Genomic DNA, 25,689 nt, shown 5'->3' with positions numbered 1-25,689 from the left:
CAACCGTGGGTTCAGGCGCCTGCGGTCGTGTGCGGCTCGCGTCGCGCCCACGCGCCGGGGTCGGCGAGCAGCTCGTCGAGGAAGCCCGGCAACCGGTCACCGGCGATGTCGGCGATCGACACGTTCTCCAGGACGGCGCGGATATTGACCCGCAACGCGATCCACACCCGCTGGAGCGGTTCGGCCGCGCCCGGGTAGCGCACGTCCTCGGGACGCTGTCCCCGCACCGAGGCGAGCGGCGACTCGACCGCGCGGATCACATCGGCCACCGAGATCTCCGGGGCGGGCCTGCCGAGGCGGTAGCCGCCGTCGGGCCCGCGCCTGCTCAGCACGAGGCCGGCGCGGCGCAGCTCGGCCAGGACGGTTTCGAGCACCTTGGGCGGGATCTGCGCGGCGGCCGCGATGGCTTCGGCTTTCACGACCCCGTCGGCCGCGGCGAGCTCGAGTAGCGTTCGCACCGCGTAGTCGACCCGGGCGGTGATATGCACGGTGACAAACCTACGCGGTGCCCCCGGCGTGAGCGGTCAGCGGCCGGAGGCGGCAGCGCAGCGTAACCACGCAGGCCGCCCGATCACGCCGAATTGACACAGCCGGTCAGGACACAGGTGGCCGCGTCGAGCAGGGTCTTCTCGACGGTGGCGTCGCTGGCGCCGGGGGCCAGTTCGGTCGATACCAGCGCGACGCCGAGCACCTCGATGGCGGCGGCGGCGCGCAGTTCCGCTTCCTTGCTGGGGTTCGGTCCGGCCAGCCAGTGCCGCAGCTCACGGGTGAGGTCCATCAGGTCCGGATAGCGGTCGGCGATGGCGTTGAAGATGGCCGCGGTGTCGCGCAGGCACAGCGCGCTCGCGTCGCGGTGGCGGATCATGCCGCGCAGATAGGTGCGCAGGACCGCGCGGATACCCTCGCTGTCGTAGGGGACGGCATCGATGTCGGTGACGATGTCGCGCATGTGATCGATGATCGGATCGATGATGGCGAGGAGCAGATCCAGCTTGGACGGGTAGTGGTAGTAGAGCGACGCCTTTGTGATTCCCACCATATCGGCGACCTCGCGAAGGCTCGCCTGCTCGAAGCCCTTGGCCGCGAAAAGCTGGACCGCGGCATCGCGAATCGCCTGCTTGGTGCCTCCACCTGCGGAAACTCCGGCGACGCCGTCTCGGGCAGTCATGCGCCAATCCTCCCATCAATTGCTGTGGCAAGGTAGCTTCCTCGTATATCGAGGTTGCCCCTCCATTTACCGGATCGGTAGTCTACCTACCGCACGGTAGACAGATAAATCGACGATGTGGAGGCGGGGCGCGTGTCCGTATACCTGTACAGATGGGGAAAGTTCGCTTTCCGCCGCAAATGGATCGTGTTGCCGGTCTGGTTACTGCTGTTCCTGCTGCTCGGCGGCCTGGGCACCGCGCTCAGCAAGCCGATGAGCAATGACTTCAGCATGCCGGAACTGCCCTCCGCCCGGGCCACCGACATCCTCGACAAGCACTTCCCCGGCATGTCCGAGCAGTTCATGCTCGACGCCGTCTCCGGTACCTATGTCATCGGCGCGCCAGAGGGCACCAAGCTCACCGACCCGGCCAACCGCGCGGCCATCGACGCCCTCATCGCCAAGCTGAGCGAACTCGACATCGTCGACCACGCCAAGCCGCTGACGAGCCCGGTCGCGATGACCGAGAAGATGGGCTGCCTGGCCGACCCCGATCCGACGCGGTGCTCAGGTGCCCCGCTCAACGTGCTGAGCACCACCGCGCCGGACACGGTCGCCTTCCTCACCGTGCCCTTCGCCATCGACACCGTCACCGATGTCACCGAGGCCAACCGCGAGGCCGCCTACGAAGTCGGTGCCGAAGCCCGCAACGCCGGGCTGACCGTCGAGATCAGCGGCTCGGTCGCGATGACCCAGGAACAGCCCAGCGGCAAGTCCGAGATGATCGGTATGGCCGTGGCGCTGGTCGTGATGGTGGTCGCCTTCGGCGCCCTCGTCGCCGCCGTCGTCCCGATCGTCACCGCCATCGTCGGCCTCGGCGCGGCGACCTCGCTGATCATGCTCGGCACCTCGATCATGCAGGTGCCCGGCTTCACCACCTTCCTCGCCTCGATGATCGGCATCGCGCTCTCGATCGACTACGCGCTGTTCATCGTCTCGCGCTACAAGCACGAACTCGCTGTGCGCGACTCGGCCGAAGAGGCCGCGGGCACCGCGCTGGGCACCGCCGGCTCGGCCGTGGTGTTCGCCGGTCTGACCGTCATCATCGCGCTCGGCGCGCTCGGCATCGTCGGCGTGCAGTTCCTGACCTTCATGGGTCTGGGTGGCGCCATCGCCGCCGGCTTCGCCGTCCTCACCGCCATCACCCTGATGCCCGCGCTGATGGGCGCCTTCGGCAAGTACCTGTTCAAGCCGAAGCTGCCGCTGGTCGCCCAGCACGATCCCGAAGACGATGACTCGGTCACCGTCGGCCAGCGTTTCGGCCGTCTGATCGGCAAGGCCCCGTGGGTCGCGCTGATCCTGTCGGTGCTCGCGCTCGGCGCGCTCGCCGCGCCCGCGGCCAACCTGAACCTCGGCTTGCCGGGTGAGGACAGCCTGCCGACCACCTCGACCGTGCGCAAGGCCTACGACCTGCGCACAGAAGGCTTCGGCGAGGGCAGCAACGGCGTGCTCATGGTCGTCGCCGACCTGGCTGAGGTGCCCGAGGCACAGCGCGAGCAAGCGGTCACCGCCCTGCGCGAAAAGCTCGAATCGTACGAGCAGATGGACTACGTGACCGCGCCGCAGTGGAGCGAGTCCAAGCAGGGCGTGATGCTCAACGGCGTGCCGAAGCAAGGCCCGAACAACCAGGACACCAAAGACCTGGTGGCCGAGGCCCGCGACGCCGAAGCCGAACTGCAGGCCGAGTACGGCATGACCTACGGCATCACCGGCACCACCGCCATCTACGCCGATGTCGACCACGTGCTGCTCAGCAAGATCCTGCCGTACCTGGCGATCGTGGCAGGCGCCGCGTTCATCCTGCTGATCCTGGTGTTCCGCTCGATCCTGGTCCCGCTCACCGCCGCCCTGGGCTTCCTGCTCTCCATGGCGGCCACCTTCGGCGCGACCGTGCTGATCTTCCAGGAAGGCGCGTTCGGCCTGATCGAGGACCCGCAACCGCTGGTCAGCTTCATGCCGATCATGTTGATCGGCTTGGTGTTCGGCCTCGCGATGGACTACCAGGTGTTCCTGGTGACCCGCATGCGCGAGGAGTTCGTGCACGGCAAGTCGCCCAAGGACGCCATGATCTCCGGCTACCACCACGGCGCCCGCGTGGTGACCTCGGCCGCGATCATCATGATCTCGGTGTTCGGTTCCTTCATCATGGAGACCGATGTCACCGCCAAGTCGTTCGGCTTCGCGCTCGCCGCCGGTGTCGCGATCGACGCGTTCGTCGTGCGCATGGTGATCGTGCCGGCATTGCTGGTGATCATGGGCAAGTGGTCCTGGTGGATCCCGAAGTGGCTCGACCGCATCCTGCCCGACATCGACGTCGAGGGCGCCAAGCTCGAGCAGCTGCGCGCGCAGAACGCCGAGACGGTGAAGCAGCCGGTACCGGTCAGCTGATCCCCCGCTGAACCCGCGACCCCGCACTCCGGCCAGGAGTGCGGGGTCGCGTCGTTTCCGCACCCGGTGCTTGATATCGCGGTACCAGCGCAGCAGACTCAGGGTCAGCTCGACCCGGCTGTATCTCCAGATCCGCTCATCGCGAGGAGAAAACCGTGTCCGTCTATCTGTACCGGTGGGGCAAGCTGGCCTTTCGCCGCAAATGGATCGTGCTACCCGTCTGGTTGATCGGTTTCCTGGTGCTCGGCGGCCTCGGCGCCCAGTTGCAGAAACCGATGACCGACGACTTCAGCATGCCCAACCTGCCCTCGGAGCGGGCCACCGAGATCCTCGACAAACACTTCCCCGGCATGTCCGAGGCCTTCGCCTTCGACGCGGTGACCGGCACCTATGTCATCGGCGCCCCCGCCGGCCAGAAACTCACCGACCCGGCCAACCGCGCCCAGGTCGCCGACCTGATCGGCAAACTGGACCAGCTGGGCATCGTCGATCACAGCGAGCCGATCGTCGATCCGATCACCGCCACCGAGGAAATGGGTTGCCTCACCGCCGAACCCGACCCGTCGACCTGTAGCGCGGCCCCGCTGAACGTGCTGAACGAGACCGAGCCGTTGACGGTCGCCTATTTCAGCGTCCCGTTCACCATCACCGAATTCGCCGACATCACCGCCGAGGACCGCGACGCGGCCTACGCGGTCGGCGACGCGGCGCGCGCGGCCGGGCTGACCGTCGAGATCAGCGGCACCATCGCGATGGAACAGGAAATGCCATCGGGCAAGTCGGAGATGATCGGTATGGCCGTGGCCCTGGTGGTGATGGTGGTGGCCTTCGGCGCCATCGTCGCGGCGTTCGTGCCGATCATCACCGCCATCGTCGGCCTCGGCGCGGCGACCTCGCTGATCTTCCTGTCCACCTCGGTCCTCTCGGTGCCCAGCTTCACCACCTTCCTGGCCTCGATGATCGGCATCGCGCTCTCCATCGACTACGCGCTGTTCATCGTCTCGCGCTACAAACACGAACTGTCGGTGCAGGATTCCGCCGAGGAAGCGGCCGGTACCGCGCTCGGGACGGCCGGTTCCGCGGTGGTGTTCGCCGGGCTCACCGTCATCATCGCGCTGGTCGGGCTGAGCATCGTCGGGGTCAGGTTCCTGACCTTCATGGGTCTGGGTGGCGCCATCGCCGCCGCCTTCGCCGTGCTCACCGCCATCACCCTGATGCCTGCGCTGCTCGGCGCCTTCGGCAGGTTCCTGTTCAAGCCGAAGCTGCCGCTGATCGCCCAGCACGACCCCGAGGACGACAGCATCGTCACCAACGGCACCCGCGTCGCCCGGGTGATCGCGAAGTTCCCCGCGGTGACCATGGTGCTGGCCATCGTCGTGCTCGGCTTGCTGGCCGCGCCCGCGCTGAACCTGAACCTCGGCCTGCCCGGCGAGGACAGCCTGGCCAAGACGACCACCGTCCGCAAGGCCTACGACCTGCGCACCGAAGGCTTCGGCGAGGGCAGCAACGGCGTGCTGCAAGTCGCGGTCGACCTCAGCGACACCCCCGTCGACCAGCGCGAAGCCGCGCTGACAGCGCTGCGCAGGCAGCTCGCGTCCTATCCGGACATGGAGCTGGTCACCGAGGCCCAGCTGAGCCAGGACGGCGCGGGCGCGCTGATCAACGGCATCCCCCGCTCCGGGCCCAACGACCAGTCGACCAAGGACCTGGTGCAGTCCGCCCGCGACGCCGAGTCGGAACTGAACGAGCGATACGGGATGTCCTACGGCATCACCGGCACCACCGCCATCTACGCCGATATCGACCACGTGCTGCTCAGCAAGATCGTCCCGTACATGGCGATCGTGGCAGGCGCCGCGTTCATCCTGCTGATCCTGGTGTTCCGCTCGATCCTGGTCCCGCTCACCGCGGCCCTGGGCTTCCTGCTCTCCATGGCGGCCACCTTCGGCGCGACCGTGCTGATCTTCCAGGAGGGCAAGTTCGGCCTGATCAGCGATCCCCATCCGCTGGTCAGCTTCCTGCCGATCATGTTGATCGGCTTGGTGTTCGGCCTCGCGATGGACTACCAGGTGTTCCTGGTGACCCGCATGCGCGAGGAGTACGTGCACGGCGAGAGTCCCACCGACGCGGTGATCAAGGGCTACCACCACGGCGCCCGCGTGGTGACCTCCGCGGCGATCATCATGATCTCGGTGTTCGGCTCGTTCCTGCTGGAAACCGACGTCACCGCCAAGTCCATGGGCTTCGCCCTGGCCGCGGGCGTGGCCCTGGACGCGTTCGTCGTCCGGATGATCCTCATCCCCGCACTGCTTGTGCTGCTGGGCAAATGGGCCTGGTGGATGCCGGCCTGGCTGGACAAGATCGTCCCCGACATCGACGTCGAAGGCGCCCGCCTACGCGAACTACAACAGCGAGAGAAAGTAGCCGTCCCCGTAGGTTCCTGACGGCTTCGACATCTCACTTGCTCGGCTGGGGGACCTCGCACTCGCTGACCTTCGGGTTCAACCCGATGTAGTTGGCGGGCCCAGCCGCGGCCGTCACCGCGATGGTCGCCCAGTCCGAGCACTCCCGTGGCAGATGCGAGAAGTAATGCCGCTGCCCCGCGGCGAGCAACCCCACCGCCACCCATCCCAGCACCACCAGCACCATGAGCTTCCCCCCGAGCCCCATCCCGGACTTCGCGGGTGGCGGCTGTCGCCCGCGCATAATCATCGTTCCTTCCCGGGTTTCGGTACTACCAGTCTATTACGCACCACGACGACGGCGAACAGCAAAAGAGCCCCCCACCTGTATCAGGTGAGGGGCTCTTGCTGGCGGTGGCGGAGGGATTTGAACCCTCGGACGGGGGTTACCCGTCACACGCTTTCGAGGCGTGCTCCTTAGGCCGCTCGGACACGCCACCGCCGACTACGATACCGGAGGGGGTGCCTGATCGTTAAATCGCCTGGTCAGCGTTGGGTTCGGAAGAAATCGTCCAGGAGGGCGGCGCACTCGGATTCGAGGATGCCGCCGCGGACCTGGGGGCGGTGGTTGAGGCGACGGTCGCGTACGACGTCCCAGAGCGAGCCGACCGCGCCGGTCTTGGGTTCCCAGGCGCCGAAGATCACCCTGCCGACGCGGGCCAGTACCAGCGCGCCCGCGCACATGGTGCAGGGCTCGAGGGTGACGGCCAGGGTCGCGCCCTCCAGTCGCCAGCCGTCACCGTGTACGGCGGCCGCGGCGCGCAGGGCCAGCACCTCGGCGTGCGCGGTGGGGTCGCCGGTGGCCTCCCTGGCATTGCTGGCCCTGGCCAGTTCCCGGCCCTGGGCGTCGAAGACGACGGCGCCGACCGGCACATCGCGCGGATCGGCGGCTGCGGCGGCCGCGATCGCGGCGCGCATCATGTCCTGATCGGACACCGTCGCGGTGTTCACCTGGGCAATTTGTCCAGGACCGCCGCGAATTCATTGGCGAAACCGAGTCGCTGGGCGATCATGCCGAGCTGCTCGTCGGGATAGAGGTCGGTTTCGGCGAGGATCACACTCAGCACCGCTTCGGGCAGATCCAGATCGGCCAGCAGGCCGAGGTCGCCCTCCTCCCACGGTTCGACGTCGTCGAGGTCGTCGGGGTCGATGTCGGGAATCTCGACATTGAGCGCGTCGAGGACATCGGCGGCGATGTCGTAGTCGATCGCGGCGGTCGCGTCGGAGAGCAGCAGCCGGGTGCCGCTCGGTGCCGGACGCAGCACGACGAAGAACTCGTCGTCCACGTCCAATAGCCCGAACACCGCGCCTGAGCTGCGCAATGCCTTCAATTCGGTCTCGGCGACCGACAAATCGTGCAGGGCGTCGTTGCTGAGCGGACTGCACCGCCACGTGCCGTCTTCGCGGACCACCGCCACTGCGAACCCTTCGACGTCGAAGTCGTCGTCCGACGTCGCCCTGTTCGTGCCCGAGCGCTGTGCTGCCATGGACCAAACGGTAGTCTGTCCCGCCCCCAATGATGAACTCGTGTGCCAATCTGTTCCGATGACCATCGACCAGCGCGCCGCTGTCTGCGTCCTCGGAACCGGCTTGATCGGCGGCTCACTGCTGCGCGCCGCCGTCGCGGCCGGGTACGAGGCGTTCGGTTACAACCGCTCCGACGCGGGTGCCGAGTCGGCGCGTCGGGACGGTTTCGATGTCACCGGTGAGCTGTCGGCGGTGTTGCGCCGGGCCGCCGCGACTGACGCGCTGGTGGTGCTCGCGGTGCCGATGCCCGCGATCGAGCCCATCCTCACCGAGATCGCCGCGCACGCGCCGCAGTGCCCGCTGACCGATGTGGTGAGCATCAAGGGCCCGGTCGCCGACGCGGTCCGCAAACAAGGCATCGAAGCGAACTACGTGGGCGGGCACCCGATGGCGGGCACCGCCGAATCCGGCTGGGCGGCAACCGATCCAGAACTGTTCCGGGATGCGGTGTGGGCGGTCGGGGTGGATGAGGGCACGCGGGTCGAGCCGTGGACGCGGGTGGTGCGGTTGGCGCTGGACTGTGGCTCGGTGGTGGTCCCGGTGGTCGCCGAGGAACACGATCGGGCGGTCGCGCGGATCTCGCATCTGCCGCACGTGCTGGCCGAGGCGCTGGCGGCGGCGGGCGCCGACGGCGGCGCGCTGGCCCTCGGACTGGCCGCAGGCTCGTTCCGCGACGGCACCCGGGTCGCGGGCACCGCACCCGATCTGGTGCGCGCCATCTGCGAACCGAACGGCGCCGCGCTGGGGCTGGTCATCGACGAGACGATCGCCGCGCTGCGGACGGCACGGGAGTCGTTGCGCACCGACGGCACGCTCGGCGAGCTTGTCGAGACGGGTTACCGCGGGCGCACCGCGTACGAGGAACGCCAGCGGTGGGAGATCACCGGGGTGACGCCCGGCGTCGGCGATTGGCTCGGTGAGTTGCGGCGCGCGGGTCAGCGGGGTGGGGTGCTGCGCTCGCTCTAGCGACCAGGACCGGTCCTTCGCGCTGCGGGCGGGTCAGCGGGTGTAGGTGCTGCGCTCGCTACAGCGGCGGGTCCGCGGGAGACGAGATCCGCTCGGGCGAACGCGCCTGCTCGCGGTCAGCTGCTCGCGTGCTGCGCTTGCTGTCGCGGCACAGGCACGGCGGTTCACGGCGAGAGCCCGCGCTGGACCAGGGGTTCAGACGCGTTCGGCAAGGCCCGGGTAGTCGAGCACGAATCCTTCCGGGTCGACCGTGAGGGTGGCACTGGAGACCGGGGACAGCACATTGATCCCGTCGGCGGCGCTCGAGTAGGTGAGCTCGGCCTCCTGCACCAGCAGGTCGGGCAGCCGCACGTAGACGACCGGGACCTGCACGTCGCCCACGGCGTTCTGCAGGCCGAAGCGGCGGATCGGCAGGGTGTTGAAGAAGGGGCTCAGCACCACGTCGACATCGAGCGCCCCGCCGAAGGTCGAGCGCACGTGGCTGCCGCCCGCGTCGACCAGCCAGTAGTTCTCCTCGTCCCGGGAGATGGAGGCGTGCCGTTCGCCCGCCGCGGTGGTAGTACGCAGGGACAGCCTGCGAGTGGCGCCCGCTTCGTCGGTGACCAGGTCGTAGGAGGCGCTGAAGGCCGGGTGTTCGTCGCCCGCGCTGCCGATCATCCGGCCCGCCGCCCTGATCCGGTTACCGTTCACCGTCACCCGGACCGATTCCATCCGGGTGTTGTCGTGGGCACGCCAGGTGAGTACCGCAGGCCACCGGGACGCCGGTCTGTTCTCGGTGGGGCCTGCGGCCTGGCCCGGGGCTGGGGTCGTCACCTCTCTACGGTAAGCGACACCAGCCCCGCTGCTGTACAACACGGGCGCATCACACCAGCGAATCCCGCCATGCGGCGTGCAGGCCGGCGAAGCGGCCCTGCCCGGCGATCAGTTCCGCCGGTGCGCCGTCCTCCACGATCCGGCCGCTGTCGAGCACCAGCACACGATCGGCGATCGCCACGGTGGAGAGCCGGTGCGCGATGATCACCGCGGTCCGGCCACGCAGCAACGTCTCCAGTGCGCGCTGCACCAGCCGCTCACCGGGGATGTCGAGGCTCGAGGTGGCCTCGTCGAGCACGATCACCGCCGGATCGGCCAGGAACACCCGCGCGAAGGCGACCAGCTGCCGCTGACCCGCCGAGAGCCTGCCGCCCCGGGTGCGCACGTCGGTGTCGTACCCGTCGGGCAGCGAGGCGACGAACCGGTCAAGGCCCACCGCCTCGGCGGCCGCGCGCACCTCGGCGTCATCGGCCTCCGGCCTGCCGAGCCGGATGTTGTCGGCGATGGTGCCGGAGAACAGGTAGGCCTCCTGGGTGATCATCACGACGTGCCTGCGCAGCTCGGCGTCGGTGAGCCTGCGCAGGTCGACGCCGTCGAGGGTGACGGCGCCGCCGCTCGGGTCGTAGAACCGGGTGAGCAGCTTGGCCAGCGTCGACTTGCCGGCACCGGTCGCACCGACCAGCGCCACCACCTGGCCCGCCGGGATGTCCAGCTCGAACTCCGGCAGCACCGTGGTGTCGTTGTAGCCGAACCAGACGTGGTCCATCCGCACCGCGCCGCTCGCCCGCTCCAGGGTGACCGGGTCGTCGGGCTCGGCGACCGAGGGCTGCTCTTCGAGCACACCCGAGATCTTCTCCAGCGCCGCCGCGGCGGACTGGTAGGAGTTGAACACCTGGGCGAGCTCGTCGAGCGGGCCGTAGAACTGGTCGAGGTAGAGCAGGTATGCCGCCAGCACGCCCAGCGCGAGGTTGCCCTCCATCACCTGCCAGGCACCGACCAGCAGCACGATGACCGTGGTCAGCTTGCCGATGAAGTTCGACAATCCGACGTAGTCGCCCATGCCGCGGATCGCGGTGGTGGTCGCCTGCTGGTACTCGATGTCCTCGGTGGCGAGCACCTCCTGGTTGCGATGCTCGCGCCGGAACGCCTGCACCGCCCGCATACCGCTCATCGCCTCGACGAACTGCACGACGACACGGGCGATCGCACCACGCGTGCGCCGGTAGCCGGCCCGCTGACGCCGCTGCGCCCACCGGGTGACCAGCACCAGCGGCACGAAACCGAGCAGCACGATCGAGGCCAGCATCGGATCCAGCCAGATCAGCAGCGCCGCGATGGTGACCACCGACAGGATCGCGCCGAACGCCTGGTTCAGCGCGCCCTCGAGCAGTTCCTGCAGGGTTTCGATATCGCTGGTGAGCCGGGTGACGACCTTGCCGGAGGTGTAGCTCTCGTGGAACGCCACGCTCAACCGCTGGGTGTGCCGGAACGCGCGCACCCGCAGATCGAACAGCACCCGCTGACTCAGCGACCCCGACGCCCGCAGGAAGCAGTACGTGGTGACGCCCGAGACGACGGTGACCGCGACAAACCCGGCCACTGTCGCGAGCATCGGCGTCCAGTTCCCCTGCCTGCCCTGGCTGATGCCGTGGTCGAGGCCGTAGGCGATGAACAGCGGCAGCGAGACCTTGGCGGCGTTGTCGAGCAGGATCAGCACGAAGGTGAGCAGCGCCTGCTTGCGGTAGGGCCGCACCAGATCCAGCAGCAGGCGCCGGGAACGACCGGCCAGCACCAGGTTTCCGGTGCCGGTGACCGCGTCGTCTTCCTTGGCGATGCCACGCCAGTCGGCTTCCTGGTCCGAAGTCGCCTGCGGTGCGGGTGTTTCCGCGGTGGTCGTCATGGTTCACCTCCCATCAGTTCGCGGTAGCGGCCGCTGGTGCGCAGCAGCTTCTCGTGCGTGCCCTCGGCGACGATGCGGCCGTCGGCCAGCAGGGCGACGCGGTCGGCCAGTGCCGCGGTGGACGGCCGGTGCGCGACCAGCAGCGTGGTCGCGCCCGAGAGCACGCTGCGCAGCCGGTCCTGTACGCGCTCTTCGGTTTCCACGTCCAGCGCGGAGAGCGGATCGTCGAGCACCATGATCCGGCCGTGCTCGGCCTCGGCATCACCGACCAGCACCGCCCTGGCCAGCGCGAGCCGCTGCCGCTGACCGCCGGACAGGCTCATGCCCTGCTCACCGATCCTGGTGTCGAGACCCCACGGCAGCGCCTCGACGAAGTCGGTGGCCTGGGCGATATCGAGCGCCTGGCGGATATCGGCGTCGGTGGCGCGCGGGTCGCCCAGTGCCACGTTCTCGCGCACGCTGGCCGAGAACAGCACCGGTTCCTCGAAGGCCACCGTCACCACCCGGCGCAGCTCGGCCAGCCGCAGGGTGGCGATGTCGATGCCGTCGATGGTGATCCGGCCCGCACTCACGTCGTAGAGCCGGGGGATCAGTTCCAGCAGCGCGGTCTTGCCGCTGCCGGTCGCGCCGACCAGCGCCACCGTCTCACCGGGCCGCACCCGCAGCGAAATATCCTCCAGCACAGTGGTATCCGTGCCATCGCCCGAGCGCGGGTAGGCGAAGCGGACTTGGTCGATGACCAGTTCGCCGCGCACCTGCGCGGGCAACCCGGCCGGCCGTGGCGGATCGGTGATGTCGAGCGGTGTGTCGATGATCTCCCAGAACCGGTCGGCGGCGGTGCGCGCCTCGAACAGTTCCGAGAGCAGGAAGCCGGTCCAGATGATCGGCCACTGCAGGAAGGTCGCGAGGGTGATGCTCGCGACCAGCGTGCCCATCGTCATCGATCCGTGCACCACCGAGTACCCGCCCAGGCCGAGTGACAGCGCGATCGAGACGGTCGGGAAGGTCACCATGGCCGCCCACAGGGTCGCGTCCAGGCGCACCTTCTCCAGTTCGGTGCGCTGCAGTTCGCGCGAGAGCGCCGTGAACCGCGCGCCGAAGAACCGGCCGCGACCCAGCGCCTTGAGCACCCGCACACCCTGCGCGGACTCCTGGGCGATGGTCGCCAGATCGCCGGACTGATCCTGTGAGCGACGCGAGGCCACCTCGAACCGGCGGACGAATCGCGCACAGAACACCGTCAGCGGCAGCGACATCACCGTGAAGATCAGTCCCACTTGCCAATTCATCACGAACAACGCCACCAGCCCGGTCGGCAGCAGCACCAGATGCACGATCAGGAACGGGCCGGCGAACGCGACGAAGCGCCGGATCACGCCCATGTCGTCGATCGCGCGCGAGAGCAGCTGGCCCGACTGCCAGCCGTCGTGCCGACCGATCGACAGCGCCTGCAACTGCGCGAACAGCTTGGCGCGCATGGCGATCTCGAACAGCGTCGACGGTTTGGACACCAGCCAGCGCCTGCCCCACATACCGAACGATTCGAGCGCGCCGAGCACGAAGACCAGCGCGACCGGCGCGAGCAAGGCCACGAAGTCGCGCCGCGCGATCGGCCCGTCGATGATCTTCGCGATCAGCAGCGGGATGATGATGGCCGTGCTGGTGGCCACGATGGCAAGGACATTGGCGGCGATCAGCGGCACCCGGTAGGGCCGCAGGTACGGCAGGAACCGCCGCAGCGACCGCATACCCCCGCGCGGTTGCTGTGTGGGCGGCTCCGATCTGTCGGCCTCCGATTCGGCTGCCGCCAGGTCCAATGTGACAGACAAGGTTCCCCCTTGATGTCCGGTGGATGGATGATTTCCCGGAACGGACTCCCCGTGATGTTCGCACCGGGGTCCGACAAGTTCGCTCCATCAAGGGTCGCACCGCGCCCCTGGCCACTGCCACCGATTTTCCGCCGCGCGGTCCCCACACCGCGGAGGGCCCGCGTTCGCGGCAGAACCGGCTGTTCGGTGGGCCGATACAATTCGCCGCAGGCACGGGAGCGGGTCGCTGCGCAGCGCGGGTGGCGCTGACGAGAACACAGGAGGGTCGTTGACTCGGATGGTCGGGTTGTTCGCCGGGATCGGCGGGCTCGAACTCGGCCTCGCCCGCAACGGCTGGGCGACCGAGTTGCTCTGTGAGATCGATCCCGGCGCCCAGGGCGTGCTCGCCGCCCGCTTCCCTGATACCCCGCTGCACGGCGACATCACCCGATTACGCGCGCTCCCCGCAGGCACCGAACTCGTCGCAGCCGGCTTCCCCTGCCAGGACCTCTCGCAGGCCGGGCGCACCGCGGGCATCACCGGACGGCGCTCCGGCCTGGTCGACGAGGTCTTCCGGCTGGTGCGCCGCAAACGCGGACCGCGCTGGCTGCTGATCGAGAACGTCCCGTTCATGCTGCAACTCGGGCGCGGCGCGGCCATGCGCCACATCACCGGCGCGCTGGAGGAACTCGGCTACACCTGGGCCTACCGGGTCGTCGACGGACGCGCGTTCGGCCTGCCGCAGCGCAGGCAGCGGGTATTGATGCTGGCCTCGCGCACCGAGGACCCACGCCAGGTGCTCTTCGGCGACGACGCCGGACCGCGCGACTACGGCGACCCCGACCGCGACCCGTGCGGCTTCTACTGGACCGAAGGTGTGCGCGGCCTCGGCTGGGCGGTGAACGCGGTGCCCACGCTCAAGGGTGGATCAGGTCTCGGCATCGCCAGCCCGCCGGCGGTGCGGCTGCCCGCGGGCGAGATCGTCACCCCTGGCATCGTCGACGGTGAGCGCTTGCAGGGCTTCGACGCCGACTGGACCGCGCCCGCCCTCGACGTGCCCGGCGTCCGGCACGGTCACCGCTGGAAGCTGGTCGGCAACGCGGTGAGCGTGCGGATGGCGAACTGGGTCGGCGAACGACTGGCCGACCCGCGCACCCCGCTGACCAGCGGCGAACCGTTGCGGCCCGGTCAACCGTGGCCGTCGGCGGCGTGGGGCCACGCCGGCGTTGTGCACCGCGTGCCGCTGTCGACCTGGCCGGTGCACGAGCCCTACGAGGACCTGAAGAACTTCCTCACCGAGCCGCGACTGCTGTCCCCACGCGCCACCGCGGGGTTCCTGCGCCGCACGTCGATGGGCAATCTGCGGTTCCCGCCCGGCTTCCTCGACGACGTCCGCGACCATCTCGACCGGATGGGCGGCTGGGCGGCATGAGCGCGCGCCGGGCAGCCTCGTCGAAGCCTGGACCAGCCGGTACGCCGCTGGCTACCGACGCGGCGACCAGCGCGCGGATGTCCCGGCAACGACGCGCGAATACCGAGCCCGAGCTGGCCCTGCGCCGCGAACTACATCGGGCGGGCCTGCGCTATTTCGTCGACCGCCCACCCATCAAAGGCCAGCGGCGCCGTGCCGATGTGGTGTTTCCCCGGCTGCGGATCGCGGTGTACGTCGACGGCTGCTTCTGGCATCGGTGTCCCGAGCACGCGACCGATCCGAAGAACAATGCCCAGTGGTGGGCCGACAAACTGGCCGGCAATGTCGCCCGCGACCGGGCCACCGATGCCGCGCTGACCGCGGCGGGCTGGCAGGTCGTGCGGGTATGGGAACACGAAGATCCGCACGCCGCCGCCGAACAGATCGGCGCCCTCGTCCGCCGGTCTCAGCACCCGTCCTGAGCGGCACCGGCCAAACGAGTCAGCGGCGGCGCGGAGTACGGTCGGCGCGAACCCGCACCAGTGACTTCGGCGCATTGGCCGCGGCGTAGCCGGAGACAGCCATCGCCAGGATCGTGGCGAAACTCGCCAGCGCGATCACGTAGATCATCGAAGACCTCCCGATTGGTTACATCGACCACCCTGCCCGGTGAACCTGACAGCAACCTGTGCGCGAAGTGATGAAACCACGTCACCGCCCTCCGCCGCGCCTGATCGGGCCGGTTCGACGCGAACAGCACAATGGTCGACGTGAGCGAACCCACACGGTTCAGCCGTGGCTACCCGGTGCTGATCGCCGCCGCGATCGCCGTCGCCGGCCTGTGCTATTCCTCCTGGGTCCTCGAGTTCGTCCTGCCGATCTCCAGCGATCCGGTCAACACCTTCCTCAGCGAACTCGACGCCGAGGGCAAGCCGTACCGGGAGGTGTTCGCGACCGCGGACAAACTGGCCGGGCTGCTGCTGATCCCCGCCGCGCTCGGCGGACTGCTCGTCTTCCGGCGCCGCGCGCTCACCACCACCGGCTGGCTGGCCCTGCTGTGCTTCGGCGCCGCGACGATCGCCGACGCGATGCTGCCGCTGCGCGACTGCGACCCCGCGGTCAGCGCGTGCGGCGACAGCGGGCTGTTCCCGCAGTTGCGTCAACCGCACGCGCTCACCAGCACCCTGGCGGTCACCTCGATCGCGGTGGCGGCGTTCGCGTTCAGCGCCGCCGCCTACCGCTACCACCGCTGGCGGATCCTGCGCGAGTTCGGAGTCCTCGTCCTCGTGGTCGGTTCGGCGGCGACCATCTGGATGCTGGTCGCCGACAACCTCTCCGGCTCCTACGCGCTCGGGATCGCCCAGCGCGTCCAGGTGGGCGCGATGTCGCTGTGGTTGCTCGCGCTGGCCGCCGCCGTGCTCGTCGAGGGGCGCGAGTGGGCTACTCGACCGTGATCCGCACCGTGTGGGTGCCGACCTTGGCAGGCAGCTTGGTGGTGTCGACCACCAGCACCTCGCCGGTGTCCTGGGTCCCGTCGGGCAGCGTCTTGGGCTTCAGCCCGAACGGCGGTTGTTCGCCGGTGCTGTCGGCCAGCCCGAAGTCGCTGTCGTTGGCGATGTAGATCGTCTTGCCGCCGTCCAGTGTGGCCAGGCCCTCGATCTTGTCGTGGCCGAAGAAGCGGCCCTGCTCGTCGAGGGAGACCAGTAAGGCCGACAGATCCAGGTTGCTCGACTTCGCGACCGGGGCGATGCCCGCCTTCCGTAGTGCGGCAACGGCATCGGTGGTCGGGACGACGCCGATCAGCGTCTCGATCGGCTTGCCGTCGATCAGCAGCCCGCCGTTGGCGGCGTCGTACTTCGCGCCGGGCAGCGTCGACTGCGGGCCGACATCGGTGGCGCCGGCGATGTCGATGGTCCAGATCTTCTTGTCCGCCTCCGGCGCGAGGTTGCCGTCACGTTCGTCGACGAGGAAGGTCGTCGCGCTCAGCGCGGTGATCTCCGAGACCGCGACCTTGTTCTGCTTCGGGTCCTGCAACGGATACAGGAATTCCTTCTGCGCCTTGGTTTTCACATCGACGGTGACGATGCGCGACAGCGGCACCTCCTTGGCCGACCCCTCCAAGCCGGGCGTCTTGATCGCGCTCTGCACGATGCCGACCAGGGTGTTCCCGTCGGGGGTGACGGTCAGGCCCTCCATGCCCTGGTTGGGGCTGCGCAGCGAGATCTCCTGCGGCAGACCGGCACCCGGGACGAGCCGCTCGATCTCCTTGCCCTTCGCGTCGAAATGCACCAGGAACGGGCCGTATTCGTCGGACACCCAGAAGGTGCCGTCCGCCAGTGCGACCAGCCCCTCCGGGTCGAGCCCGTGGTCGGTGGCGGGCAGCACGGCGCCCTGCAGATCCCTGATGGTCTCGCCGGTGTCGGCGGCGGTGTCGACCTGGCCGTTGAACGGCACGCCGGCCGCACTGTGCAGGTCGATGGTCGACTGTAGTTCGGCGCGGTTGCCGACCAGCTTGAACCGGCCGATCTTCGGCACGAAACTCGGTGTCGGCGAGAGCTTCTCGTTCTTGGCTGGACCGTCGACATTGGGGCCGCGGTCGGTGAGCCCGTAGAACTCGTCGGCGCTGCCGGGCACCGGCGTCCACGCCGAGCCGAAGCCGCTGCCCTGTACCGTGGCGCCGCCGAACTCGCCGAGTACCGGAATATCGGTGGTGTGCAGGCGGACCGCGTCGGTGGTGGTGACCGTGAATTGGTCCTGGCCGGCGTAGCCCGCGCTCGGGGTGTAGACGTAGGCGCCGTCGGTGCGCCTGGTCACCGAGCCGTGCTCGGGTTCGACGCTCACCGCGAGCACCGCGCTGGAACCCGCAGCGGCGACCAAGTCGTCGAGAGTCAGCACCAGCGGCTGGTCCTTGCTCGCGGTGAAGCCGGCGTCGGGCGTCGAGCAGCCGGCGACGAGCGCGGCGGCAGCGCACAGCGCGGCGGTGAGGGGGAAGAGGCGAAGACCTGGTCGTGCGTTCACCTGCCCTGCATAACGTGGTGAATCGTCCGGCAGACGACCAGCGCGTGAATTGTCATCCATCAGCCGGTGCATCATCCTGACAGCCATGGCCACAAGTCGGGTGAACATCTCTTCTGCCTCCGATTTCGAAGATGTCGTGGGGTATTCGCGGGCGGTGCGCGTCGGCGCTCATGTCGTTGTCAGCGGCACTACGGCCGCGGTCCCCGGTGGTGGGGCGGTCGGCGGTGACGACATCGGCGCCCAGACCCGGGAGGTCCTGGCCCGCATCGCCGCCGCGCTGGAGCAGGCCGGGGCGAGCCTGCGGGATGTGGTGCGTACCCGCATGTTCGTCACCGATATCGCCCGCTGGCCCGAGGTCGCCGCCGCCCACGCCGCGGTGTTCGGTGCGATCCGGCCTGCCGCCGCCATGTACGAGGTGTCTGCCCTGATCGCCCCCGAACTGCTCGTCGAGATCGAGGCTGATGCGATCGTCGCTGACTGAATCGTCACACGCGACGGCGTGTGGCGATCCGTCCGAAGCCCGAAATATCCCCAGTTATCCACAGGCTCGGAGTTATCCACAGGGCAGCTGGAACGCCGACGAGAACGCCGCTGCCCGGCCGGGCACCGCACTACCCTCGACTCTGTGACCAGCGAAACGGCAACGCCCACCGACCTGCTCGATCAGGTCGCCGCCTCCACCGCGCGATTCGACGCCACGATCGGCACCCTCACCGAGTCCGCGCTGACCGAACCCTCCGGGTTACCCGGCTGGACCCGCGGCCACGTCCTGGCGCACATGTCCCGCAATGCCGACAGCCTGCTGAACCTGCTGCTGTGGGCCCGCACCGGCATCGAGATCCCCCAGTACGCGAGCATCGCGGTGCGCGATGCCGACATCGAGGCGGGCGCGCCGCGGCCCCTCGCCGTCCAGCACGCCGACTTCACCGCCTCGGCCCACCGCTGGCAAGCCGTCGCGTCCACGATGCCCGCCGCCGATTGGCTCGCCGAGGTCCGCAACCGTCAGGGCGGCACCCTCCCCGCCGACCAGATCCCCTGGATGCGCCTGCGCGAGACCGAGATCCATCACGTCGACCTCGCCGTCGGCTACACCCCCGCCGACTGGCCCGCCCCCTTCGTCGCCCGCCTGCTCCCCGAAGCCGTCGCCGACCTCACCCGCGGACTCCACCCCGAATCCACCCCCACCTTCGACATCCAGGCCGCCGATACCGACTTCATCGCCACCATCGGCCCCGGCCGCCCCCTGCACACCGTCCTAGGCCCCTCCTCGGCCCTGCTCGCCTGGCTCCTCGGCCGCTCCCCCGGCACCGGCCTCACCGGCCCGCTGCCCCCACTCCCCGCCTGGAAGTGAGCCCATGGCGTCGCGGGGCACGGCCCCCGCGACCTCAGCGCGGGTAGTCGGACTGCGCCAAGCCGGTCGGGAGGCCGACGTCGTAGATCGACAGCACGTCCGCCGTGCCAGTGAGCGCGTTCACCACCGACGGCGCCGGGGAGGCGAACAGCTCCGGGTAATCGATCTCGCCGAGCGCGGGATCGATCGACCACGCCAGCTGTTCGCCGGTCAGCGAGAACTCCGCCGCGATCCCCTCCTTGTTCCCCCGCGGATCCTGACGATGCCAACTCCCGTTCAGATACACAGCGACCAAGCCGTGCAGGACATGACCGTCACCGTGCGAGAGCCGCTGGTAGCAGAGCCCAGCGGGAATCCCCTCGACCCGGAGCAAGGCGGCGAGGAGATGAGACTTCGCGTAGCAGAGACCCACTCGCTCACCCAGCACCTCGCCGGCGGTCAAGGTCACCCGCGGATCCTGCGCGTCGTAGGAATGCCGGACCTCGTCACGCACCCAGTGAAAGGCTGCCCGCGCGAACCCGATGTCATCAGGCGCACCGCGACGCAGCTCCGCCGCGAGCGCGATCACCGCCGGATCATCGATTTGCACCACGGCATCACCATCGAGGTACGCCGCCGGAGCCTGGGCCGATGGCACGAAGGAAGTCACTGTCACATCGGAGAATCTACGACCGATCCCCCGCCTTGGGAAACGAAAATCCGCCTCCTACCGGGTAGCGGTAGAAGGCGGATTGTTGTGCGCCCGAAGGGATTCGAACCCCTAACCTCTTGATCCGTAGTCAAGTGCTCTATCCGTTGAGCTACGGGCGCATGGTCTTCAGTTGTGGCCCGGCGAACCGGGTGTGGCGGAGGCGAGAGGATTTGAACCTCCGGTCCCCGTGAAGGGACAACTCATTAGCAGTGAGTCCCATTCGGCCGCTCTGGCACGCCTCCTGGAGCCTTCTCTTTCGAGGGCACCGGTTCTTCTCGAACCGCCGGGAATGAAGATTACACGAGCACGTTAAGTAGTCCAAAACGCCTGGTCAATCAGCGTAAATTGCTGTCGAACCAGTCGTAGATACGGGTCTGGGAGTCGATGCGGATGGCGGTGGCAGCCTCGTCCTCGGGGTCGGGGCGGTCGGCGCGGTGACTCAGGCCGGGGTAGGTGACGGTGAGACTGGCCACATTCGCCTGGGCGGTGGCGTCGCGCAGCCGGTCGACGGCCTCGGGTGGGGTGGCGGGATCGTCGGTGCCGAAGAGGCCGAGCCAAGGTGCTTGCAGGCTGGCGGCGACCTCGACCAGGGCGACGTCCTGGCTCGGCAGCGGGTCGGTGATGCCGGCGGCGGCCACGCTGACCGCGGCGCCGATGGGGCGATTGGTGGCGACGAGGAAGGCGGCGGTGCCCGCGGTGTCGAAGCCGAGGACGCCGATGGTGTCGGGGAAGACGCCGCGGGTGGTGAGCCAGTCGAAGCCCGCGTCGAAGTCGTCGAAGAGTTCGTCGCCGAACACCTCGTGCACGGCGTCGTCGGCGATGCGGTCGAACAGGTGCGGGGCGACGACGATCCAGCCCTCGAAGGCCAGCGAACGCATCAGGTCGAGCAATTGCGGCGGGAACTCGCGTGATTCGTGCAGGACGACGATGCCGCCGCGGGCCACCCGTTCGGGCTCGACGACCGTGATCGGCACCGCGGTGCGCGTCGCGGAACCCACCGTGTCCACAGCGCCCGCCTCGCCGGTGACTTCTACCGGTCGTAGGGGGGCGACATCGTCGTAAGTGCCCGGCATAAACCCAGCGTAGGCGGCGAAACTGCGGTTGGGTAGGTCTTGACGGCCGCGCCGCGCGTCGGCGCGGGCGACCATCGTAGGGTGGAGGTGTGTCTGCGCATATCCGGCCCGATCTCGCCACCATCCCGGCCTATGTTCCCGGCCGTAACCACCCCGATGCGGTGAAGCTCGCGTCGAACGAGACGACCTTCGGGCCGTTGCCGAGTGCGGCCAAGGCGATCGCGGAGGCCGCCGAGCAGGCCAACCGCTACCCCGACAACCAGGTCGGCGAGCTGCGCGCGGCGCTGGCCGATTTCCTCGGCGTGACCGTGGCGAATGTGGCCGTCGGCTGTGGCAGCGTGGCGCTGTGCCAGGAGCTGGTGCAGATCACCTGTGACGCGCCGGCCGACGAGGTGGTCTTCGCCTGGCGCTCGTTCGAGGCGTACCCGATCGTCACCCAGGTGGGCAATGCCACCGCGGTGCCGGTGCCGCTGACGGCCGGTCACCTGCACGACCTGGACGCGATGGCCGACGCGGTCACCGAGCGCACCAAGCTGATCTTCGTCTGCAACCCGAACAACCCCACCGGCACCGCGCACGGACGCGCCGAGCTGGAACGGTTCCTGGACCGGGTGCCCGCGCATGTGCTGGTCGTGCTCGACGAGGCCTACTACGAGTACCTGCGGCTGACGCCGGAGACCCGGCCCGACGGGATCGAGATCGCGCGGTCCCGGCCGAACGTGGTGGTGCTGCGGACCTTCTCCAAGGCCTACGGGCTGGCCGGCCTGCGGGTGGGCTACGCGGTCGGTGACCCCGAAGTGATCACCGCGCTGCTCAAGGTGCATATCCCGTTCAGCGTGAACAAGCTCGCGCAGGCGGCCGCGATCGCCTCGCTGGAGGCGCGCGGGGAGCTGCTCGATCGCACGGACGTGCTGGTGACGCAGCGGCGGGCGGTGGCCGAGGCGCTACGCGCCGCCGGCTACGAGGTGCCGCCGAGCGAGGCCAACTTCGTCTGGCTTCCGCTGGGTGAGCGCGCTGTGGCCTTCGCCGAGGCGAGTGCCGAGGCCGGGGTGCTGGTGCGGCCGTTCGCCGGTGACGGTGTGCGGGTGACGATCGGTGATCCGCGCGAGAACGAACAATTCCTCGCCTTCGCGACCGCACCGGAAACCGCGGCGAAATTCCGTTAGTCCGGCGCACGGTCAGCATCCCTTGACAGCCAGTCACGGTGTGATTGCGGCGAATTCGAGCACACTGCCAGCACACCGGCCATAGGCTGACGCGCAGCGAATTCGGGAACCGGTGATGATCGTGCGCCGGTACGCGTGACCGGTCGAGTGGAGTGTTCTCGGCAGGGACTGCCCGGGTCCGCCAGCACGGCCCCGCACCCGCTGCCTGACCGGAGATGTCCCGTGAATCAACGCTCGCACCCTGTCATCTGCGAAACAATCACCGACACAGGCTCTTTCGCCGCACCGGACACCGATCTGGAACGCAGGCTGCGCGACTGCGACGAGTTCTTCCGCAACCCCGAACTGGGGCATCTGCCGATGCAGCGGCGGCTCGGCGCACTGGCCGAAATGCGGGAAACCGGCACCTACCGGCAGACCGCCGAAGAAATCCTGATCGGCGCGAAATTGGCCTGGCGCAATCACGCTCGTTGCGTCGGCCGCAAACATTGGCGCACGCTGAAACTGCTGGACGCGCGCCGGGTGACTTCGGCCAGGGAACTCGCCGGGGTGTGCTGGGAACATCTGCGCCTGGCGACCAATGGCGGTGCGATCCAATCGCTGGTCACCGTCGGCCCGCAGCGCCTGCCCGGCGAGGGCGAATTCCGCATTGTGAGTGCGCAATTGATCCGGTACGCCGGGTACCGCAACGGCGACGGGACCGTCACCGGCGACCCGGCCAATATCGCCGCCACCGAGCAGGCCACCGCGCTCGGGTGGCGCGGCAGGCGCACTCCGTTCGACATACTGCCCGTGCTGATCAGCACACCGACCGAGGATCTCCAGTTCTTCGAGGTGCCGCGCGAGCTGGTGCGCGAGGTCGACCTCGTCCACCCCGACCACCCCTGGTTCGCCTCGCTCGGCCTGAAATGGCATGCGCTGCCCGCCGTCTCGAACATGGACCTGGAGATCGGCGGCATCACCTACCCGTTCGCCCCGTTCAACGGCTGGTATGTGGGCACCGAGATCGGCGCGCGCAACCTCAGCGATACCGACCGCTACAACATGCTCCCGCTGATCGCCGACCTGATGGGCCTGGACACCTCCTCGGTGCGCACCCTGTGGCGCGACAAGGCCCTGATCGAACTGAACCACGCCGTCCTGCACAGTTTCCGCGCGGCTGGCGTGCACCTGGTCGACCATCACACCGTCGCGAAACAGTTCTGCGACCACGTCGAACGCGAGGCCGCCGCCGGCCGCCGCTGCCCCACCGACTGGAGCTGGGTCAACCCGCCGATCTCGTCGGGCCTGACCCCCACGTTTCACCGCTACTACGACACCCCCGACCTGGACGTCCGTCCCAACTTCGTCACACGCGCCGACAGCTGAACACCCCCACCTGATTGCGGCCGTTCCGCCAGATCCCGGTTCGGGTCCGGGACGAGGTCAGCTGAAGTCGGCCACGTGATCGACGGCCCACTGGTGGTAGCTACGGGCCGGGCCACCGGTGACTTCCTGGATCGTCGTGGTCGTCGTGCAGGGGGTGTCGACGTAGCCGGCCAGGCCGGTGAGCACGACGCGGGCGGTTTCCGGTGGGAGCCAGGTCATCTCGGCGATCGCCTGTTCCAGGTCGATCTCCACCCAGGTCAGTGTGCGGCCGAGTGCGGCGCCGATGGCCGCGACCTGTTCGGTGCGAGGCAGGGCCGCCGAGCTGGTGAGTTCGTAGCGGGCGCCCGCGTGTCCGTCGGTGGTGAGGGCGCGGACCGCGACCGCGGCGATATCGGCCTCGTGCAGCAGTGCCACTGTGGCCGCGCCGTACGCGCCGCGCACGAGGTCACCGGCGCGGATCTGCGGCGCCCATTCGATGGTGTTGGTGGCGAAGCCGTGGGGGCGCAGGAACGTCCATTCGAGACCGGATTCGAGAATCGGGCGTTCGATGGCGGCGTGCACGGCGCCGATCGGATTGGTCTGCACGGCGACGGCGTCGTCGACGGCGGCCGAGGACAGCAGCACGATCCGCCGCGCCTGTTCGGCGATCTGGGCGATCACCGCGTCCGCGATCTCTTCGGACAGCATCGGCCAGGTCAGGAAGACCGTGTCGACGCCGTCCAGCGCGTAGTGCAGGGTGTCCGGCGCGGTCAGGTCGCCGGGGACGACCTCGACGCCGGTGGGCAGCGCCGCGGTGCGCGGATCGCGGGCCAGCGCTCGCACCGTCACCGGGTGGGCGATGAGTTGGGCGGCGACCTGGCCGCCGACGTGACCGGTCGCCCCGATCACCAGGATCCTGCTGTTCTCGACCATGGGCCGACCGTAGGCACCGGGCTTACTTTTGGAAAGGGCATACCTGGAAGTAAGCTCAGGAGATGGCGGTAGGTGTCCCGGACAAGGCGCGGGCCGAGGTCGGGCGACGTGACGTATTCGACAAGGACTGCCCGGCGCGGACCATTCTCGACAAGGTGACCAGCCGGTGGGGCGTGCTGATCCTGGCGGCGCTGCGCGACGGGCCGATGCGATTCCATGTGCTGCGCGACCGGATCGGCGGAATCAGCGAGAAGATGCTCTCGCAGAATCTGCGCACGTTCACCGAGTACGGATTGCTGGAGCGCACGGTGGAACCCACCATCCCACCGCGGGTTTCCTATGAACTGACGCCGCGCGGACACGAGATCGCGGACCGGCTACAGGGTTTGCTGGAGTGGGTGCAGGCCAACGCGGAGGAGGTCGTGCGATTCCAGCAGGGCACGCGCCCGCTCGATCACGATGACGGGCCGCGGCTGCCGACGACGAAGTGATTGGCGGAGACGGAGGGATTTGAACCCCCGATGGTGTTACCCATGCTCGCTTTCAAGGCGAGTGCATTCGGCCGCTCTGCCACGTCTCCTTCGCCAAGGATCGTAGCTCACCGGTAGTGGCGCCGGCGGACTCCGGGCGCGAGGATCAATCCATGCGCGCTATCGAGTTGAACGGTTTCGGTGGGCCCGAGGTGATGGAGTGGACCGTGACGGTCGACCCGGAACCGGGACTGGGCGAGGTTCTCGTCGAGGTGGTCGCGGCGGGGGTGAACCGGGCCGATGTGTTGCAGCGGCGCGGGTTCTATCACCCGCCCGGCGATGCCAGTTCGGTGCTCGGACTGGAGTGTTCGGGCACGATCGTGCAGCTCGGGGCCGGGGTGGAGGGCTGGCAGGTGGGCGATCGGGTGTGCGCGCTGCTGTCCGGCGGCGGGTACGCCGAGCTGGTGGCGGTGCCGGCCACCCAGCTGCTGCCGATTCCCGACGGGCTCGACGCGGTCGCCGCGGCCGGCCTGCCCGAGGTGGCGGCGACGGTGTGGTCGAACCTGGTGCTGACGGCCGGGTTGCGCGCCGGGCAGCTGGTGCTGATCCACGGTGGCGGCAGCGGGATCGGGACGCACGCCATCCAGGTGGCGCGACAGCTGGGCGCGCGGGTCGCGGTGACGGCAGGCTCGGACGAGAAGCTGACCAAATGCGCCGAACTCGGCGCCGAGCTGCTGATCAACTACCGGACCCAGGACTTCGTCGCCGAGCTCGCGGGCGCAGGTGGTGCCGACGTGATCCTGGACAATATGGGAGCGGCCTACCTGGAACGCAATGTGGAAGCCCTGGCCCCGCACGGCAAGCTGGTGGTGATCGGCATGCAGGGCGGAGTCACCGGGACACTGGAACTCGGCACGCTGCTGCGCAAATGGGGCACCGTCCAGGCGACGAACCTGCGCGGCAGGCCCCGCGTCGGCCCGGGCAGCAAGGCCGAGGTCGTCGCGGCGGTGCGCGCCGAACTGTGGCCGCTGATCGCCGCGGGCGAGATCGTGCCGGTGATCAGCGAGGAACTGCCGATCACCGAGGCGGCCCGCGCGCACGAACTGCTCGACGACGCCTCGACCTTCGGCAAGGTGGTGCTGCGGGTCCGCGAGTGAA

At 68.8% G+C, this 25,689-nt stretch carries 25 protein-coding genes and 4 tRNA genes; 12 read left to right on the top strand and 17 right to left on the bottom strand.

Annotation, left to right across the window (positions count from 1 at the left end; translation table 11 throughout):
* Positions 1 to 11: 11 nt before the first annotated feature.
* Together ACFXK0_RS04720 and ACFXK0_RS04715 are read right to left on the bottom strand one after the other, a co-directional pair.
* Positions 12 to 488 carry an RrF2 family transcriptional regulator gene (locus ACFXK0_RS04720; protein WP_379408389.1) on the bottom strand — a complete coding sequence of 159 codons (477 nt, stop codon included), beginning with the start codon at positions 486 to 488 and terminating at the stop codon, positions 12 to 14.
* An 83-nt stretch (positions 489 to 571) separates the two neighbouring features.
* Positions 572 to 1,168, bottom strand: coding sequence for a TetR/AcrR family transcriptional regulator (locus ACFXK0_RS04715; protein WP_379408388.1), 597 nt, complete (start codon positions 1,166 to 1,168; stop codon positions 572 to 574).
* Positions 1,169 to 1,300: 132 nt separating this feature from the next.
* On the opposite strand from ACFXK0_RS04715, the gene ACFXK0_RS04710 reads away from it, so the two are divergent.
* Both ACFXK0_RS04710 and ACFXK0_RS04705 read left to right on the top strand, forming a co-directional pair.
* Positions 1,301 to 3,595, top strand: a complete 2,295-nt coding sequence (locus ACFXK0_RS04710) for an MMPL family transporter (RefSeq protein WP_379408387.1) — start codon at positions 1,301 to 1,303, stop codon at positions 3,593 to 3,595.
* A gap of 155 nt (positions 3,596 to 3,750) precedes the next feature.
* Complete coding sequence (locus ACFXK0_RS04705; protein WP_379408385.1) at positions 3,751 to 6,039, top strand: MMPL family transporter; 2,289 nt, start codon at positions 3,751 to 3,753, stop codon at positions 6,037 to 6,039.
* A gap of 13 nt (positions 6,040 to 6,052) precedes the next feature.
* Here the strand turns inward: ACFXK0_RS04705 and ACFXK0_RS04700 are convergent, their stop codons facing one another.
* The 4 genes from ACFXK0_RS04700 to ACFXK0_RS04685 all read right to left on the bottom strand — a co-directional run bounded on the left by ACFXK0_RS04700 (position 6,053) and on the right by ACFXK0_RS04685 (position 7,544).
* Positions 6,053 to 6,301, bottom strand: a complete 249-nt coding sequence (locus ACFXK0_RS04700; RefSeq protein WP_379408384.1) for a hypothetical protein — start codon at positions 6,299 to 6,301, stop codon at positions 6,053 to 6,055.
* 105 nt (positions 6,302 to 6,406) lie between these two features.
* Positions 6,407 to 6,497: transfer RNA gene (locus ACFXK0_RS04695), tRNA-Ser, on the bottom strand.
* A gap of 46 nt (positions 6,498 to 6,543) precedes the next feature.
* Positions 6,544 to 6,978 (bottom strand): nucleoside deaminase, encoded by a 435-nt coding sequence (locus tag ACFXK0_RS04690; protein ID WP_379408486.1) that lies wholly within the window; start codon positions 6,976 to 6,978, stop codon positions 6,544 to 6,546.
* 26 nt (positions 6,979 to 7,004) lie between these two features.
* Entirely contained in the window at positions 7,005 to 7,544 is a 540-nt protein-coding gene (locus tag ACFXK0_RS04685) for a tRNA adenosine deaminase-associated protein (protein WP_379408382.1), read from the bottom strand.
* Positions 7,545 to 7,602: 58 nt separating this feature from the next.
* Between ACFXK0_RS04685 and ACFXK0_RS04680 the strand changes: the two genes are divergently transcribed.
* Positions 7,603 to 8,550: a prephenate dehydrogenase gene (locus tag ACFXK0_RS04680; RefSeq protein WP_379408381.1), complete on the top strand. Its 948-nt coding sequence runs from the start codon at positions 7,603 to 7,605 to the stop codon at positions 8,548 to 8,550.
* Positions 8,551 to 8,745: 195 nt separating this feature from the next.
* Here the strand turns inward: ACFXK0_RS04680 and ACFXK0_RS04675 are convergent, their stop codons facing one another.
* From ACFXK0_RS04675 to ACFXK0_RS04665, 3 genes are read right to left on the bottom strand one after another with little or no spacing between them, the layout of a single operon-like run.
* Complete coding sequence (locus tag ACFXK0_RS04675; RefSeq protein ID WP_379408380.1) at positions 8,746 to 9,363, bottom strand: putative glycolipid-binding domain-containing protein; 618 nt, start codon at positions 9,361 to 9,363, stop codon at positions 8,746 to 8,748.
* 49 nt (positions 9,364 to 9,412) lie between these two features.
* Positions 9,413 to 11,263, bottom strand: a complete 1,851-nt coding sequence (locus ACFXK0_RS04670; RefSeq protein WP_379408379.1) for an ABC transporter ATP-binding protein — start codon at positions 11,261 to 11,263, stop codon at positions 9,413 to 9,415.
* A complete protein-coding gene (locus ACFXK0_RS04665; RefSeq protein WP_379408378.1) occupies positions 11,260 to 13,011 on the bottom strand; it encodes an ABC transporter ATP-binding protein in 1,752 nt (583 codons plus the stop codon). Before ACFXK0_RS04665 ends, ACFXK0_RS04670 begins: the two co-directional genes overlap by 4 nt.
* 358 nt (positions 13,012 to 13,369) lie before the next feature.
* Here ACFXK0_RS04665 and ACFXK0_RS04660 point away from each other — a divergent pair, with 358 nt between their 5' ends.
* Both ACFXK0_RS04660 and ACFXK0_RS04655 read left to right on the top strand, forming a co-directional pair.
* Entirely contained in the window at positions 13,370 to 14,503 is a 1,134-nt protein-coding gene (locus ACFXK0_RS04660) for a DNA cytosine methyltransferase (RefSeq protein WP_379408485.1), read from the top strand.
* On the top strand, positions 14,500 to 14,964 hold the full coding sequence (locus tag ACFXK0_RS04655; RefSeq protein ID WP_379408376.1) for a very short patch repair endonuclease: 465 nt from the start codon (positions 14,500 to 14,502) through the stop codon (positions 14,962 to 14,964). The genes ACFXK0_RS04660 and ACFXK0_RS04655 overlap by 4 nt, the downstream gene beginning before the upstream one ends.
* 19 nt (positions 14,965 to 14,983) lie before the next feature.
* Here ACFXK0_RS04655 and ACFXK0_RS04650 read toward each other — a convergent pair whose 3' ends face one another.
* A complete protein-coding gene (locus tag ACFXK0_RS04650; protein ID WP_379408375.1) occupies positions 14,984 to 15,112 on the bottom strand; it encodes a hypothetical protein in 129 nt (42 codons plus the stop codon).
* 140 nt (positions 15,113 to 15,252) lie between these two features.
* Here ACFXK0_RS04650 and ACFXK0_RS04645 point away from each other — a divergent pair, with 140 nt between their 5' ends.
* Positions 15,253 to 15,936 carry a DUF998 domain-containing protein gene (locus ACFXK0_RS04645; RefSeq protein WP_379408374.1) on the top strand — a complete coding sequence of 228 codons (684 nt, stop codon included), beginning with the start codon at positions 15,253 to 15,255 and terminating at the stop codon, positions 15,934 to 15,936.
* On the opposite strand, the gene ACFXK0_RS04640 is transcribed toward ACFXK0_RS04645, so the two are convergent.
* Positions 15,923 to 17,500 carry an esterase-like activity of phytase family protein gene (locus ACFXK0_RS04640; protein WP_379408373.1) on the bottom strand — a complete coding sequence of 526 codons (1,578 nt, stop codon included), beginning with the start codon at positions 17,498 to 17,500 and terminating at the stop codon, positions 15,923 to 15,925. The genes ACFXK0_RS04645 and ACFXK0_RS04640 overlap by 14 nt on opposite strands.
* Positions 17,501 to 17,585: 85 nt before the next feature.
* On the opposite strand from ACFXK0_RS04640, the gene ACFXK0_RS04635 reads away from it, so the two are divergent.
* Together ACFXK0_RS04635 and ACFXK0_RS04630 are read left to right on the top strand one after the other, a co-directional pair.
* Entirely contained in the window at positions 17,586 to 17,981 is a 396-nt protein-coding gene (locus ACFXK0_RS04635) for a Rid family hydrolase (RefSeq protein ID WP_379408372.1), read from the top strand.
* A 144-nt stretch (positions 17,982 to 18,125) separates the two neighbouring features.
* Positions 18,126 to 18,851 carry a maleylpyruvate isomerase family mycothiol-dependent enzyme gene (locus ACFXK0_RS04630; protein WP_379408371.1) on the top strand — a complete coding sequence of 242 codons (726 nt, stop codon included), beginning with the start codon at positions 18,126 to 18,128 and terminating at the stop codon, positions 18,849 to 18,851.
* A gap of 34 nt (positions 18,852 to 18,885) precedes the next feature.
* Here the strand turns inward: ACFXK0_RS04630 and ACFXK0_RS04625 are convergent, their stop codons facing one another.
* The 4 genes from ACFXK0_RS04625 to ACFXK0_RS04610 all read right to left on the bottom strand — a co-directional run bounded on the left by ACFXK0_RS04625 (position 18,886) and on the right by ACFXK0_RS04610 (position 20,615).
* Positions 18,886 to 19,419, bottom strand: coding sequence for a transglutaminase family protein (locus ACFXK0_RS04625; protein WP_379408370.1), 534 nt, complete (start codon positions 19,417 to 19,419; stop codon positions 18,886 to 18,888).
* Between the two features lie 169 nt (positions 19,420 to 19,588).
* Positions 19,589 to 19,661, bottom strand: a tRNA-Arg gene (locus ACFXK0_RS04620).
* Between the two features lie 33 nt (positions 19,662 to 19,694).
* Positions 19,695 to 19,784 (bottom strand) — tRNA-Ser (locus ACFXK0_RS04615).
* 93 nt (positions 19,785 to 19,877) lie between these two features.
* Positions 19,878 to 20,615, bottom strand: coding sequence for a dienelactone hydrolase family protein (locus ACFXK0_RS04610; protein ID WP_379408369.1), 738 nt, complete (start codon positions 20,613 to 20,615; stop codon positions 19,878 to 19,880).
* An 89-nt stretch (positions 20,616 to 20,704) separates the two neighbouring features.
* On the opposite strand from ACFXK0_RS04610, the gene hisC reads away from it, so the two are divergent.
* Positions 20,705 to 21,781: a histidinol-phosphate transaminase gene (gene hisC / locus ACFXK0_RS04605; protein WP_379408368.1), complete on the top strand. Its 1,077-nt coding sequence runs from the start codon at positions 20,705 to 20,707 to the stop codon at positions 21,779 to 21,781.
* A gap of 222 nt (positions 21,782 to 22,003) precedes the next feature.
* Positions 22,004 to 23,149, top strand: coding sequence for a nitric oxide synthase oxygenase (locus ACFXK0_RS04600; RefSeq protein ID WP_379408366.1), 1,146 nt, complete (start codon positions 22,004 to 22,006; stop codon positions 23,147 to 23,149).
* Positions 23,150 to 23,206: 57 nt separating this feature from the next.
* On the opposite strand, the gene ACFXK0_RS04595 is transcribed toward ACFXK0_RS04600, so the two are convergent.
* Positions 23,207 to 24,061 (bottom strand): NAD(P)H-binding protein, encoded by an 855-nt coding sequence (locus tag ACFXK0_RS04595; protein ID WP_379408365.1) that lies wholly within the window; start codon positions 24,059 to 24,061, stop codon positions 23,207 to 23,209.
* Between the two features lie 62 nt (positions 24,062 to 24,123).
* Between ACFXK0_RS04595 and ACFXK0_RS04590 the strand changes: the two genes are divergently transcribed.
* The gene (locus ACFXK0_RS04590; RefSeq protein ID WP_379408364.1) at positions 24,124 to 24,552 is read left to right on the top strand and encodes a winged helix-turn-helix transcriptional regulator; all 429 of its coding nucleotides are present in this window, start codon (positions 24,124 to 24,126) and stop codon (positions 24,550 to 24,552) included.
* Between the two features lies 1 nt (position 24,553).
* Here the strand turns inward: ACFXK0_RS04590 and ACFXK0_RS04585 are convergent.
* Positions 24,554 to 24,641 (bottom strand) — tRNA-Ser (locus ACFXK0_RS04585).
* A gap of 63 nt (positions 24,642 to 24,704) precedes the next feature.
* Here ACFXK0_RS04585 and ACFXK0_RS04580 point away from each other — a divergent pair.
* Positions 24,705 to 25,688, top strand: coding sequence for an NAD(P)H-quinone oxidoreductase (locus ACFXK0_RS04580; protein WP_379408363.1), 984 nt, complete (start codon positions 24,705 to 24,707; stop codon positions 25,686 to 25,688).
* The last annotated feature ends 1 nt before the right edge of the window (position 25,689 follow it).

This window comes from Nocardia sp. NPDC059177, from assembly GCF_042755165.1.
Taxonomy (GTDB): domain Bacteria; phylum Actinomycetota; class Actinomycetes; order Mycobacteriales; family Mycobacteriaceae; genus Nocardia.
Note: the sequence above shows the minus strand (reverse complement) of the source record. Positions and strands in the feature narration are given on the sequence as shown.

Excerpts from the sequence above, each read along its gene's own strand:
- ACFXK0_RS04715 (WP_379408388.1), bottom strand. The coding sequence starts at position 1,168 with ATGACTGCCCGAGACGGCGTCGCCGGAGTTTCCGCAGGTGGAGGCACC.
- ACFXK0_RS04700 (WP_379408384.1), bottom strand. The coding sequence starts at position 6,301 with ATGCGCGGGCGACAGCCGCCACCCGCGAAGTCCGGGATGGGGCTCGGG.
- ACFXK0_RS04690 (WP_379408486.1), bottom strand. The coding sequence starts at position 6,978 with ATGATGCGCGCCGCGATCGCGGCCGCCGCAGCCGCCGATCCGCGCGAT.
- ACFXK0_RS04685 (WP_379408382.1), bottom strand. The coding sequence starts at position 7,544 with ATGGCAGCACAGCGCTCGGGCACGAACAGGGCGACGTCGGACGACGAC.
- ACFXK0_RS04680 (WP_379408381.1), top strand. The coding sequence starts at position 7,603 with ATGACCATCGACCAGCGCGCCGCTGTCTGCGTCCTCGGAACCGGCTTG.
- ACFXK0_RS04670 (WP_379408379.1), bottom strand. The coding sequence starts at position 11,263 with ATGACGACCACCGCGGAAACACCCGCACCGCAGGCGACTTCGGACCAG.
- ACFXK0_RS04665 (WP_379408378.1), bottom strand. The coding sequence starts at position 13,011 with ATGCGGTCGCTGCGGCGGTTCCTGCCGTACCTGCGGCCCTACCGGGTG.
- ACFXK0_RS04660 (WP_379408485.1), top strand. The coding sequence starts at position 13,370 with ATGGTCGGGTTGTTCGCCGGGATCGGCGGGCTCGAACTCGGCCTCGCC.
- ACFXK0_RS04655 (WP_379408376.1), top strand. The coding sequence starts at position 14,500 with ATGAGCGCGCGCCGGGCAGCCTCGTCGAAGCCTGGACCAGCCGGTACG.
- ACFXK0_RS04650 (WP_379408375.1), bottom strand. The coding sequence starts at position 15,112 with ATGATCTACGTGATCGCGCTGGCGAGTTTCGCCACGATCCTGGCGATG.
- ACFXK0_RS04635 (WP_379408372.1), top strand. The coding sequence starts at position 17,586 with ATGGCCACAAGTCGGGTGAACATCTCTTCTGCCTCCGATTTCGAAGAT.
- ACFXK0_RS04610 (WP_379408369.1), bottom strand. The coding sequence starts at position 20,615 with ATGCCGGGCACTTACGACGATGTCGCCCCCCTACGACCGGTAGAAGTC.
- ACFXK0_RS04595 (WP_379408365.1), bottom strand. The coding sequence starts at position 24,061 with ATGGTCGAGAACAGCAGGATCCTGGTGATCGGGGCGACCGGTCACGTC.
- ACFXK0_RS04590 (WP_379408364.1), top strand. The coding sequence starts at position 24,124 with ATGGCGGTAGGTGTCCCGGACAAGGCGCGGGCCGAGGTCGGGCGACGT.
- ACFXK0_RS04580 (WP_379408363.1), top strand. The coding sequence starts at position 24,705 with ATGCGCGCTATCGAGTTGAACGGTTTCGGTGGGCCCGAGGTGATGGAG.